This window comes from Marinobacterium litorale DSM 23545 (genome assembly GCF_000428985.1).
GTDB classification, from domain to species: domain Bacteria; phylum Pseudomonadota; class Gammaproteobacteria; order Pseudomonadales; family Balneatricaceae; genus Marinobacterium_D; species Marinobacterium_D litorale.
In genome coordinates this window covers 20,069-32,185 of sequence record NZ_AUAZ01000010.1, presented here as the reverse complement: position 1 = coordinate 32,185, position 12,117 = coordinate 20,069, and the positions used below count along the sequence as shown (strand labels likewise).

Genomic DNA, 12,117 nt, shown 5'->3' with positions numbered 1-12,117 from the left:
CAGGTCAAAGGTAGACCATTAACAGGCGAACCTCATCCCTGATGAGTTTATAAGCTGCTGCAAAGGTTGGGCTAAAACGATCCAACTGGTATATTAGATATACCTAATTATCAAGCAGCACGCAGGAGATAAGCCGATGGCGATGCATATTGAAGCGTTTTTCCACGCCGATACCTTCACCTACAGCTACGTAGTGGCTGACCAGGTATCCGGACAGTGCGCCGTCATCGACTCGGTTCTCGACTATACCGCTGAATCAGGCCAGACATCGACTACCAGCGCCGATCAAATCGTCAATTATATCCACGAGCACGGTTACACGCTCGAGTGGGTTCTTGAAACGCACGTCCATGCCGATCACCTCAGTGCCGCCCAACATATACGCGAAAAGTTAGGCGGGAAACTGGCGATCGGAAACCAGGTCGGCCGGGTTCAGGAAACCTTCGGACGTCTGTTTAATGCCGGGCCGGAGTTCGCGGCCGATGGCAGTCAATTCGATCACCTGTTCGCTGATGGGGAAACCTTCACCATCGGCCAAATCCCCGCCCGCGTGATCTATACCCCAGGCCACACGCCATCCTGCGTGACCTACCTGATTGGCGATGCAGCCTTCGTGGGCGATACCCTGTTTATGCCCGATTACGGCACTGCGCGCTGCGACTTCCCCGGCGGAGATGCGGCAACGCTTTACCACTCTATTCGCAAATTATTCGAGTTACCGGCGGAAACCCGCGTATTCATGTGTCACGATTACAAGGCTGAAGGACGTGATGAGTTTTTGAATGAAACCACCATTGGAGAGGAGAAGGCATCCAATGTTCACGTCAATGAACGTATATCCGAAGCACAATTCGTCCAGTTGAGGCAGGAACGGGATTCCGGGTTGGGCATGCCCAAGCTGATACTCCCTTCGGTGCAAGTCAACATGCGCGCCGGTGAGATGCCACCGCCGGAAGCGAATGGCATCCGCTACCTCAAGATTCCGGTGGATGCACTGTAAGCGCTTGAAAACCTGCCGCCGCAACCCGTTGGATCTGCGCCATGAGCCTTGATCGCCTATCCCGGTACCTGCCCTGCTTAAGTTGGGCGAAAGGGTATGACCGCGCCACCGCACTTCAGGACAGTCTTGCCGCAGCGACACTGACACTCCTGCTGATTCCACAGAGCATGGCCTATGCCATGCTCGCCGGTTTGCCCCCAATCATGGGACTGTATGCCAGTATCCTGCCTGCTATCGTCTACGCTGTGCTTGGTACAAGTCGTGCGCTGGCCGTGGGCCCTGTTGCCATCGTATCGCTGTTGACCGGTGCGGCCCTGGCTCCACTGTTCCCCCAGGGCAGTGCCGAGTATACCCAGGCAGCACTGACACTGGCTCTGCTCTGCGGTGCTCTGATGCTACTCCTGGCGCTGCTCAGAGCAGGCTTTCTGGTTAATTTTCTAAGCCACCCTGTCATCTCTGGCTTTATCAGTGCCTCCGGTATTTTGATCACCCTCGGGCAGCTCAAACATATTCTGGGCATCAAGTCTGAAGGGGTCACTGCGATAGAGCTGGTAAGAACCACAGCCCTCGCTCTCCCGGATACCAACCTGGCCACCCTGGCCATCGGTATCGGCAGCCTGGTGTTTCTCTACCTGACCCGCCGTTACGGAAAATCAGTACTGATTGGGGCGGGTATTGCCCCTTCACTTTCCGCCCATATAACACGCGCAGCGCCCGTTGTAGCCGTGGTCGTTACAACTTTACTGGTCATTGCGCTGGGGCTGGAACACCTGGGTGTTCCGGTTGTCGGCGATGTACCCCGGGGCCTGCCCTCTCTAACACTCCCCATGTTTGACCTGCCACTGATCATGGAGCTGCTGCCGATCGCCGCTCTGATCAGCCTGATCGGCTTTGTCGGATCAGTCTCTGTGGCTCAGACCTTCGCGGCACGCAAACGTCAACGGATCAAACCCAACCAGGAGCTGATCGCCCTCGGGGGAGCAAACATACTGGCGGCGCTGAGCGGCGGCATGCCGGTGTCCGGCGGGTTCTCCCGCTCAGTCGTCAGCTACGACGCAGGCGCACAGACACCGCTGGCAGGAGCGCTTGCAGCGCTGGGGTTTGCTGTTGTCGTCATGTTATTCACCCCCATGTTCGAGAGCATGCCCAGAGCCGTGTTGGCTGCGATTATCATCGTCGCGGTCCTCACCCTGGTGGACCTGAAAGCGATCGTGCGCACCTGGAACTACTCCAAACAGGATGGTGCCGCCATGGTCGTCACGCTGGTCGGGGTGCTCGCTTTGGGTATAGAGACCGGTATCCTTCTGGGTCTGAGCCTGTCGCTCCTGCTGTTTCTATGGCGCACAAGCCAACCCCACATCGCCGTGGTGGGCCAACTGCCGGGAAGTGAGCATTTCCGTAACGTGGAACGATTCCCGGTCGTGTGCAGCCCGATCATGCTCTCCCTGCGCGTCGATGAGAGCCTCTATTTTCCAAATGCCCGCTATCTGGAAGACAGGTTGATGGCGCTGGTCTCCTCACATCCGCAGGTTCGCCATGTTGTTTTAATGTGTCCCGGGGTGAACCTGATCGATGCCAGTGCACTGGAGAGCCTTGAGGCGATTGCCGAGCGACTCAAGGCAGCAGATATTCAGCTGCACCTGTCCGAGGTGAAGGGCCCGGTCATGGACCAGCTTAAACGCAGCGATTTTCTGCAGCGGTTCGGCGGACAGGTTTTTATCAGCCAGTACAAGGCAGCGCTGACGCTCGACCCCGACACAACGCTGGCTACCCTTAAACACACGGGCAGTGAGCCGAAAACCCACCCCCTATCCGAGGAGATACACCATGAAAAGCGCCCTTGAACTCGTGCAGGAAGCCAAGCAGCAGATCGACGAAGTGTCGGTCGATGAAGCTGATCAATTCATCCAACAGGCCGACGTACTGATTGATGTTCGTGAACCCGGCGAATACCAGAACGGCCACCTGCCGGGGGCGATCAATATCCCGCGCGGGATGCTGGAGTTCCAGGTGGGTAGCGATCCCAAGCTTGAGTCCCGTGATACCGGTATAGTGCTCTATTGCAAAACCAGTGGCCGCGCAGCGCTGGCTGCCCAGAGCCTGAAAACGATGGGTTATCTGAACATCAAATCGATCACTGGTGGCTTCGATGCCTGGGCCGCGGCGGGCAAACCGATCACACAGCCACACCTGCCGGATTTTGATTAAGAACGGCGTCAGTGCACCGTACAGACCATGCACGGTTTACGAAAACGCTATTTCTCTAATCAATTCATAAGGTTGCGGCGTTTTAACTGTATTTAAACACAGTGCTTTTCGGTGCTTGCTGCACCTTTATGAATCAATATGTTACGTGTGAGTTTTGGGGAAAGATTATAGCCGGGCTGCGCTGAAAAATAATTTCAAAAAAGTGCTTTGCTGCCCTTTACAATGATAACTAAGTTATCTATTATAGATACATAGGGTGAGGCAAGGGGCTGAGCCTGAACTGCAAAGCGATAGGTGATCAAGATGAAAAACGAAATTTTTGGCCGCATCGATGAGAATGGAAACGTAGCAGTTTTGTGGGCCGAGGATGGCGAAGCTGTACGTCGGTTTGAAGAAGACGAGATGCCTATTGTTTACCCTGTTGATTCTGGCCTGAGCTGCTACTACGAACATCCGAATGGTATCGTTATCTCTCGCGAAGACGCTGACAAAATCGGCATCGAGATCGAATAATGACACCAGAGCAATTAAAACAGGCCCGGCAAGCGCTGGGCCTCTATCAGCAAGCCATGGCTGATGAGCTCGGTGTGAGTCGGGTATGGGTAGGACTAATGGAGCGCGGGGAGAAAGAGATAGAGCCACGAACGGCGCTTGCGGTAGAGTGTCTGCTGCGGCGGGCTGGGAAATGGCCGCTATAACGGATTAATCAACAGCACAGGAGGTGCCCATGAAAACCACATCGCTGACACTCACCCGCCGCGAAGGCGAAGCGCTCATCATTGACCATGATATCCGGGTGACGATCAAGCAGGCCCAGGGCGGCCAGGTGTCTATCAATATTCAGGCGCCGGAGAATGTGGATGTAATCAGGGAGGAGCTGGAAGGGGTTTGGCCGGTAGAGGATTAGGACGAATAGCCTGGCGGCAGGTGTCGGCGCAGGCGCTCAGACTCATGCGCGATGCGGCAGTGGTCCGGCTCCCACCAGAACAACGCATCAATCACCCGTCTGGCCCGTCGCCACCGGGGCGTATGATCGCGCAGCCGCCAGCACCGGGCGGACAAGGTTTCATCGGCCATGCCGAAGCCCTCGCCGTGTGCGTAGACACAGCAGTTGGCGAGCTGGTCGAGGGCGATCAGGAGCTGCCTCACGCCAGCGCCTCGGTGATCTTGGCGGCGTACTCATCGCGCACCAGTTCGTTGATCCGGCTCTGCCGCCCGATCAGCCGGGCCAGTACTGCATCCATATCCTCAAAATCCCCACGCAACACCGCTTGACCTGAGTCCACCGCCGCGACAACGGCTTCCGCTCGGGCGAGGTATGGGGTGCGTGCTGCATCGGGTATCTGCGACCCGCCGAGGTACTCCGCCGTCAGCCGAGCCAGCATGACGTAGATCATCTCCAGCATCTTGGACTGGTCGGCGATCAGGTCGTGAATGTCCCCCAGCTCTGAGTCGATCCGCTTGCGCAGCCCCTGCTTCAGGGCGGCGGCCATCTGGCTTTGCCGGATCAGGTCGGATATCTCAGCCGCGGGCTCTTCGCGTAGGTCGATTTCAGGGTGCTGCTCAACTGCGGCGGTGCCGATGTACCAGTGCCGCCCGTCACGCTCACCGATATAGTTCAGGCTGCTATCGTCAGCCGCTTTGGGCCGTAAAGCTGTGCCGTTTGGCCCGGCTGTATCAATGTGCAGTGCTGAGTAAATCATAGGTAGTCCTTACTGGAGATAGGCCGAGGCGCGAGGGGCGGCGTTGCTGAGGCCGTTCGACCGGGTGTAGTTGAAGAGCCGGTAGAAAACGCCAGCGACCGCCGCATTCGCCCAATAGTCGCCCGCAACCGGGAACATATTGTGCCGGTTGTAACGGTACAGATAGTCATTGCCGAACTGGTTTGTTCCTGTTGCGCTGGTTGCGTTATTGTCCTTCGGAATGAATCCCGCCGTACTCCATGCAACGCCACTGCCTGCCCCGTCGATCACCTGATTGCTGCCGTTACCCCAGTACACCGTGCCCGTCGTGCTGCCCAGCGCGTGCGGGCTGGTCACGCTGTCATACAGGGTGTTCAGGTGCGTCGTGTTACCCCACGCATCCGTACTGCCATCCCACCCGGCGGTCAACGACGCCAGCGCGACCGACTCCTTCAGTACATAAATCGTGTCGTTGCTGAGCGCAGTCGTGCTCGTGGCCGATGTGCCGGGGGCTGTAATGCCCAGAGCGCAATCGAACAGCGAGCCGTTCAGGTCAGCCACGCCGCAGTTTTGCCCGTTGTGTGTCGTCTTGGCAAATGGCACACCGCTGCCAGCCAGCGGCTTGTTGGCATTGCCGGAGTCGCCCGCCGTAGTGAACGACACGCCGGCATCATTGGTGTCGCCTAATGCGTTGTTATTGCAGCCTTTCGGGAAGTTAGTTGTACCGCCCGCGTCGTACCACGCACACGCCATAGTGCCTGTTGCCATCTGACCATGAGCCAGTGACAGGATTGCCAGCGCACCGAGCATGAATGCTGAGCACTGATTGTACTGACTGCCTCGCGCACGCCCCAGCACCACGGCATCGGCCAGAATGCCGGTGCAGCCGGTGAGTCCGTCGGTGCGCGTATAGCTTGTTGAGGTTGTCAGCGATAATGGCACACCGTTTTTAACCGACACTGCATTACCTGAACCATCATTACTGCTCAGGTACTTGTCGATGAAGAAGCCCGACTTCTCACTACCACCGTCAATGAACGCACGGTGCATTGCCCAGCCCGCCGCATTGGCCTCAGCCTGATTTGCAAAGGTTTCGATACCAACAATTTCGATACTGTTGGCTCCATAGGTCGCATACTGTGGCGCACTGGCATTACCCACGCGGTAGTAGAACTTCGGCACGAATACCATGACACTGCCATTGGTGTGCTGGTAGTTGCCGTAGTTGTCGTGCGCGGGGTCGTCGTAACCGGTCATCGGTGAAAGACCGGCGGTTGCCAGATCGGATTCCGGGTAGATGCCCGCACCAAACCCCTGCTCACCAGCCGTGCCAATCAAGCCGTCCGTCAGCACAAATTCCAACACCGTGATCGAGAACGTCCGGCCATTGACCGTGAGCGTTTCCGCGCCGAAGCTGCCGTCCGCTGTGTACGTAATCACGTCATCCGTAATTGAGATGGAGCCCAACACGGCGCTGACAGTGTAAGTCGTTTCGCTGTCGTAGTTTGTGATCTGGCCAGTGATGGACTCGCCCTGATAGAGCTGGGTGGCTGACCATTCAACCTGTACAGGCGCGGCAGCGCCGGAGATGGAATCACTATCCGGCAACTGCATTATCTTCCCGCCAATTCGCACGAGCGGCTTGTTTTCTGTCATCCCTTACAGCTCCACATAGCCGTCATCATTGGTCACAAGCTCAGTGGTCGACTTGGCATACCCCAAGTATTGGCTGATCTTGCCGACATTGCCGCCAGCGGTTTCATCGAGCGGCGTGGCGAGCACATCCCCGGCAGTGCCGAGATAGTACCGTGTACCTGCGGTTAGCCCCGTCATAGACGCATTTACGCCATCGAGCGGGTAGACCGTGGCTGTGCCTGACAGGGATACAGACGCCGTGACATAACCATCCGCCTGGCGACCGTTGGAGTTATCGGCCAGTCGCACTGAGAACGTACCTACATCATCGTGGAAGTTGACGAAGTCACCAGCCGATAGCGCCTCAGACGCCGTGGCCTGCACGGTATCGGCCCCGATGCCTACCGGCATAAACGACTGATCGAGACGGCCCGATCCATCGAGCGCGGGAATCTTTCCAGTGTCGCCCGCGCCAGCGGATGAAGTGATTGCGAATACCTGTTTTGTTTTGCCCGCTACGCGAGCCAGAAAACCCTGAGCCATGGTGGTTACCTCACAGTGCTATTGGGGGTTGTGAATCAATAATGATTTCAGTTGCTGATGTGGCGGAGCCAATATCGAGATCAAAGCCGGTTGTCGGTGGCGTTTGGGTTAGTGCGCCATTTGCGCCAAGCCAGATTGTTCCAGGAGTCCACGCCCAACCACTATCAGACAACTTGCCGAACCGCTGGACAGAGACATTGCCGCCTGCAGATGCCGCGGTTGTCGTTACACCGACCAGCAGCTCTATATGATCGGCATCACCCGCATCGAGCGGATAGACTTGTCCATCGAGTTCGTACACGGCACGCAGGGCGCTGATGGTGGTTCCGGCTTGCAGCGATACAATCGAATCGCCAGGCGGCCCGGGTGGCCCCGGTGCCGTAAGCGCCAGCGTTACCTGCGGCGGCGCGGACGATTGCAGGCAGACTTGGTGCACCGTCTGGCTAAAACCGAGCTGAACGGACGCAGGATCATCGATATCAACCAGCGGGGCTTCGATCAGCGCCAGTGTTACCCATGCCCTGCTCATTTGGTCACATCCTCCTCGACCTGCAGGACGAATGTAGGCGTACTGGTGACGACGCCGCCGACACTAAATTCGAGGTCGATATTGTGGTAGCCGATCGCCCAGCCGCTGGTATCAGGATTGCTCGGCGCCAGGGTGTACTTGCCTGTATTTGCCACCTGATCCGGGTCGATAGTCGCCACCAGATCGGCAACGAGGGTGCCGTTACGGGTGCGGATCTGGCCCCGAATAGTGTAGTCGGTCAAATCCTGCGGAACGGCATCGTCTGGCGTGTCGCCGATACCGTAGGTGCCGGACAGAGCAAAGGTATCGCCCGTCTTGAACGGGCGCGGGAATTTATCGGGTGCGGCCATGCGGATCCTCGCTATACGGGTTCGGCGTTAAGCGTTGTGATATCTGAAATCGTGAAAGGCTGGGTTGGGTGGAATGCCTGAGCGTATATTTCATCCGTAGATGGATTTGAAACAATACAAAACCCTATCCAGTTCGCGCCATACTCTTTCGAATCAAACAGGAATTCGAAACTCTTGCGGTTCGTCAGACCGTTTCCGATTTCGATCCAATTAACATAGGGCACAACACTTGATGGATCCCTATACACCTCATAGCTACCGGCGTTGTTTGGGTCTGAGTAGGTTTGGCTGTGTATTGTTTCAACAGAACCGTCGATATCAATTTCAGATTTAACGTTAACCGAAAATGTGACGTTGACGTTATTAACAAAATCTTCCTCGATCGATATATTCCGATCATCGAAAACGAATAGATTCTTTCTGACATCTGCCGACAGTAGCCGCTTGCCATTATGCGTCTGCCCGGCTGATTCGGCTGATGTGTTCTGCCACTCGTTGACGTATGACGTAGAGTGCAGTCGACGGGTTGTGTAGTCGTAACCGGAGAAGCTGCAAACGGTATTACCGGCCAGAGTGACAGTATCAGTCACCGTGTGGCTCTCATCAAAAACGGTTCCGATATTGGCACTGATAAGCTCTGGCATATCATTTACGCGCACGTAGGTGTGCGATGTTTTCAGGACAAGCGGATCATCTTGGAATGACCAGTCAGCAGCCAAAACAAACTCATGATCCTCGGTATCCGATATCGTTCCAGAGTTGGTTTCGATTATCGAGTAACTGTTGTTTTCCCAGATAGCAGCGCCAGTGCTGCCCCGGATAATTACGCGTAGCCCGTCTGATGAAAATCTGGCAGTACATTTTGCACTGGCTATTCTAAAGTAATGGCCGTTACTTGGGTGGACGAATACCGCGTTATAACCGGAGAGATATTCACGAACCCAAGCGCCGTTGTCGTAGCGGTAAAAGTACAGATACCCCGCCCCCATGCAGCACACGATAGGGATGCCATCACGAAGTCCGCCGCCATAAACGTTATAGGGCGCATTGGTGAGCCGCGATCCATTTAGATAAACGATAGCTGTTGCCGGTTTCCAGCTAAGCGTACCGCCGACACCCTGCCAGTGATCGAAGTCATTACCCGTAACCACGACATGAGTCGTCGGCTTGGAAACGATTGCACCGCCACTCAACTGCAAGAAGTGTCTATCCCCATCAACCCAAACCCGCAGTCCGCCACACGGTCGAGGATCATGCTCAAACCCAATGACAACTGGATTGGCCTGATTAGCATCGAACTGAACCACAACATCGTCACCCTCTTCGAAAGCGGCAGCGTTGCAGCTCATGTACTGCACTGGCACTGATTCGAGACTGCTGTCGATGTTGGTATCTAAACCGTGATTGTGCGTCGGCACCCGCAGCGTGACATTCATGGTGCCATCGCCATTGATTGCGGTAACGGTCCCGGCCCGGTAAGTGGGTTTCCATTTCTGAACGCCAGGTTCAACAGCTGCGTTGAAATAGCACTGGTGCGGATCCTGCCAGACTCTGGGCACCATGAGCCCATCGGTTTGAACATGAGCACGAGGCAGTAGGCATATAGAGCCATTCGTGCCGGGGATCTCTACTGTAGCCCTGTCACCAGATAATAGGGTGTCATATTCAACACACCACATATCAGCTGCGGCAGGATTGGCGGCAGCCTCGATCTCGGTAAGCTCGTTCTGGTGCGACTTCTTAGCCGCTACCTGCTGTGTGCGGCGGCCTTTTGCTGCTGCCAGCTCAGTAGATGCAACACGCATATCGTTCTGAGCCTGAATCAGGGTATCCCGTGCGATGGTAGTCGCACCCTCCTCCGTCTCAGCTTCTGTCGTGTATTGTTGAAGCGCCGCATCCAGTGCGGCCTTTGCCTCTTCCTGAGTCGCCTCAAGCTCGGTTATCTGGCTGTCGAGCTCAGCGATGCGGCCATCGCATTGCGCGATCAGTTGTTGGAGTAGTGTTTTCTTAGCCAGGTACTGCGTCTCGTTGTAGTCAACGGTGGCGGTGTAGAGCGCATCGCCCTGATGGCTGCTGATCGTCGCCTTGCCCATTACAGAGAACGCTCCCCAACATCCATGTACTGATCTTTTCCGTTGGCGTAGTAGTTGATATAGGCCACTGTAAATGGCGTACCCCGGCTGATTGCGGTCTGGCCGGGCCGCAGGAACCAATCAATGTCACAGCGCACTCGGATATCGGGCGACATGCTTTGGCTGCGCACGTTTTGCAGCACCCGAGCCCCGGTATCGTCCGGCACTTCAAACTGGGTATAGCCACTGATGGTCAGCGTGTAGTTGGTCGGCCCTTCGGATATCTGCGGGGTTTGAATCGGCGCCCGCGCCAGCTCGGTCTCATTGGTTTTGCCGGACTGGTACAGCACCCCTTTCCAGATTACGAACTCGGGGTCGGTTAATGCCAGAATAGAATCAGCCACCCCGGACGCTGCCGGAATGACAGCCTGGACGTATGAGGCCCGGCCATCCTGAATCGTGGCTTGCCAACTGCTGATCGGAACGCGGATCGTGGTATCGCCCGCGATAATGTCGCAGGCGTAATAGGGTTTAGTGGTGAACGGGTCGAGAATGGCAGCCCAGTCTGCGAACATCTTTGCAGACGGGATGCCCAGCGCCGGACCTTGGCCCTCAACAACAAAGCCAGACGGCTCACCAAGGGGCTGACTTAGGGTTCTTGCGGTATTAGGCTCAAGCGCTATCGCTGGCAATCCAGTACCACTATTCCATAGCGTTGCTGAATCACTTTCTGAAATAGCGTGATCAAAGATCGCCAGATCATCATGCACGGCCTGGCTATAGCTGGATGTTCCGCCAGCATATGACCCAAGCGCAAAGCTGGCTGATGGGTCAATACTGTATCCGGCCGCCGCCGTCGCCCGCGTCACGCCATTAACGTCAAGTCGCGTTGCAGTTCCGTCGCAGGCAATAACAACAAGCAACGGACCGCCGAATAGTTCGCCCTGCACTCCAGGGTTATATTCCAGGAAGTGGCCGTAGTCGCCATTTTCATCGTAGATATCAACGTACAGCCCAGAGCCGTCATCATAGATACAACAATCAAAAGTGGACGGAGTATTTACCCAGTCGCCCATCGAAAACAGCGTGACAGAGTATCCCAACGGAACAGAACCAGGCATTGGGTAGTCTACCAGTACGCAGATAGACCACTCCGCCAGCAGGCCGCTTTCTCCGGCCATCTGAATATATCCAGCACCAGCCGGCGAGTACGTTGTTGCTGTGGCTGCGAGATCACGCCCGCGCCCCATAACGCCATCAGCTATAGACTCGCCTGCGCTGTCACCGGCAACGGTGGCAACCCATCCACCGATAACATCCACTGCCTCGCTGCCGGACGCCTCGTTGAATGGCCAGTAATGGATCAGTGCCATCAGCCCACCGTTAGCCCAACAAGGATCAACGACATACCTGAGGTCAGATCGACCTCATTCAGCACACAGTAACCGGGGACGGCGGCGTTGTGCTTGATGACCGGCAGCACAGAAAACACTGTGCCTGCTCCGTCTTGAATTTGAGCATCAACAGCTTGGCCGGTGGCTGATGCGGTGTAGCTTCCGCCAGCATCGGTCAAAGTTAGCTGCCCGGTGGTGCCATTGACCGTACCGGCAGGATCGCTAAGCGTAAATGTTGCCAGCGCCGCCCCAGCGCCATCTCTTACCACAACTTGGGCCGGGTTCGCGTCAGCATCAAGCGCATTCAGGTAGCCGGTGTGGGCTGGAATTAATGCCGCCGCTGTATGGTGGTTACTCATGCGCTCAGTTTCTCCATGATCAGCAGTGTCAGGGTTGCGTTAGTCTGGCGGCGCTGTAGCCGCTCGGGGATGGCGTTAAACACCCCTTCTTGAGTGGATACGATCAGGCGCGGATACAGGCGCACCATGCGAGATAGGTTTTCGAACTGGGTATCGGTGTACGGAAACACAACAGCCAATGTCCGGTCTGCATGTGAGAATCCGGCATCGTTCGCCGTCGCGCCACCGTCAAGCGTCTGGATCCTGTTTGCTCGGCGAGATATATCCTGCAAAGATGAATCGATAATCGGATCCACCGACTCAATGCCAAGCGGGTCGAATGTTGGCGAGGTGATCGTAATCATG

The 12,117-nt window shown here is 56.2% G+C and carries 15 protein-coding genes; 6 read left to right on the top strand and 9 right to left on the bottom strand.

Annotated elements, in window-relative coordinates; translation table 11 throughout:
• Window positions 1-136 precede the first annotated feature (136 nt).
• The 6 genes from G403_RS0109970 (at window position 137) to G403_RS0109945 (ending at window position 4,115) form a co-directional block, all read left to right on the top strand.
• The gene (locus G403_RS0109970) at window positions 137-1,000 is read left to right on the top strand and encodes an MBL fold metallo-hydrolase (protein ID WP_027853867.1); all 864 of its coding nucleotides are present in this window, start codon (window positions 137-139) and stop codon (window positions 998-1,000) included.
• 41 nt (window positions 1,001-1,041) lie between these two features.
• On the top strand, window positions 1,042-2,844 hold the full coding sequence (locus G403_RS22860; protein WP_084403998.1) for a SulP family inorganic anion transporter: 1,803 nt from the start codon (window positions 1,042-1,044) through the stop codon (window positions 2,842-2,844).
• On the top strand, window positions 2,828-3,208 hold the full coding sequence (locus tag G403_RS0109960) for a rhodanese-like domain-containing protein (protein ID WP_027853866.1): 381 nt from the start codon (window positions 2,828-2,830) through the stop codon (window positions 3,206-3,208). The genes G403_RS22860 and G403_RS0109960 overlap by 17 nt, the downstream gene beginning before the upstream one ends.
• A 303-nt stretch (window positions 3,209-3,511) precedes the next feature.
• A complete protein-coding gene (locus G403_RS0109955) occupies window positions 3,512-3,721 on the top strand; it encodes a hypothetical protein (protein WP_051298828.1) in 210 nt (69 codons plus the stop codon).
• The gene (locus G403_RS25860; protein WP_027853864.1) at window positions 3,721-3,906 is read left to right on the top strand and encodes a helix-turn-helix transcriptional regulator; all 186 of its coding nucleotides are present in this window, start codon (window positions 3,721-3,723) and stop codon (window positions 3,904-3,906) included. Before G403_RS0109955 ends, G403_RS25860 begins: the two co-directional genes overlap by 1 nt.
• A gap of 29 nt (window positions 3,907-3,935) precedes the next feature.
• A complete protein-coding gene (locus G403_RS0109945; RefSeq protein ID WP_036233291.1) occupies window positions 3,936-4,115 on the top strand; it encodes a carbon storage regulator in 180 nt (59 codons plus the stop codon).
• Window positions 4,116-4,353: 238 nt separating this feature from the next.
• Here G403_RS0109945 and G403_RS0109935 read toward each other — a convergent pair whose 3' ends face one another.
• The 9 genes from G403_RS0109935 to G403_RS0109895 are packed head-to-tail and all read right to left on the bottom strand — an operon-like array spanning window position 4,354 to window position 12,116.
• Window positions 4,354-4,911, bottom strand: coding sequence for a hypothetical protein (locus G403_RS0109935; RefSeq protein ID WP_027853861.1), 558 nt, complete (start codon window positions 4,909-4,911; stop codon window positions 4,354-4,356).
• 9 nt (window positions 4,912-4,920) lie between these two features.
• Window positions 4,921-6,546, bottom strand: coding sequence for a hypothetical protein (locus tag G403_RS0109930; protein WP_027853860.1), 1,626 nt, complete (start codon window positions 6,544-6,546; stop codon window positions 4,921-4,923).
• 3 nt (window positions 6,547-6,549) lie between these two features.
• Entirely contained in the window at window positions 6,550-7,068 is a 519-nt protein-coding gene (locus tag G403_RS0109925) for a hypothetical protein (protein ID WP_027853859.1), read from the bottom strand.
• 10 nt (window positions 7,069-7,078) lie between these two features.
• Entirely contained in the window at window positions 7,079-7,597 is a 519-nt protein-coding gene (locus G403_RS22855; protein WP_051298826.1) for a hypothetical protein, read from the bottom strand.
• On the bottom strand, window positions 7,594-7,947 hold the full coding sequence (locus G403_RS0109915; RefSeq protein WP_027853858.1) for a hypothetical protein: 354 nt from the start codon (window positions 7,945-7,947) through the stop codon (window positions 7,594-7,596). Before G403_RS0109915 ends, G403_RS22855 begins: the two co-directional genes overlap by 4 nt.
• Window positions 7,948-7,958: 11 nt before the next feature.
• Window positions 7,959-10,040 (bottom strand): hypothetical protein, encoded by a 2,082-nt coding sequence (locus G403_RS0109910; RefSeq protein ID WP_027853857.1) that lies wholly within the window; start codon window positions 10,038-10,040, stop codon window positions 7,959-7,961.
• A complete protein-coding gene (locus tag G403_RS0109905) occupies window positions 10,040-11,392 on the bottom strand; it encodes a LamG domain-containing protein (RefSeq protein WP_027853856.1) in 1,353 nt (450 codons plus the stop codon). The genes G403_RS0109910 and G403_RS0109905 overlap by 1 nt, the downstream gene beginning before the upstream one ends.
• Window positions 11,392-11,772 carry a hypothetical protein gene (locus G403_RS24475; protein WP_027853855.1) on the bottom strand — a complete coding sequence of 127 codons (381 nt, stop codon included), beginning with the start codon at window positions 11,770-11,772 and terminating at the stop codon, window positions 11,392-11,394. The genes G403_RS0109905 and G403_RS24475 overlap by 1 nt, the downstream gene beginning before the upstream one ends.
• Complete coding sequence (locus G403_RS0109895) at window positions 11,769-12,116, bottom strand: hypothetical protein (protein WP_027853854.1); 348 nt, start codon at window positions 12,114-12,116, stop codon at window positions 11,769-11,771. Before G403_RS0109895 ends, G403_RS24475 begins: the two co-directional genes overlap by 4 nt.
• Between the last annotated feature and the right edge of the window lies 1 nt (window position 12,117).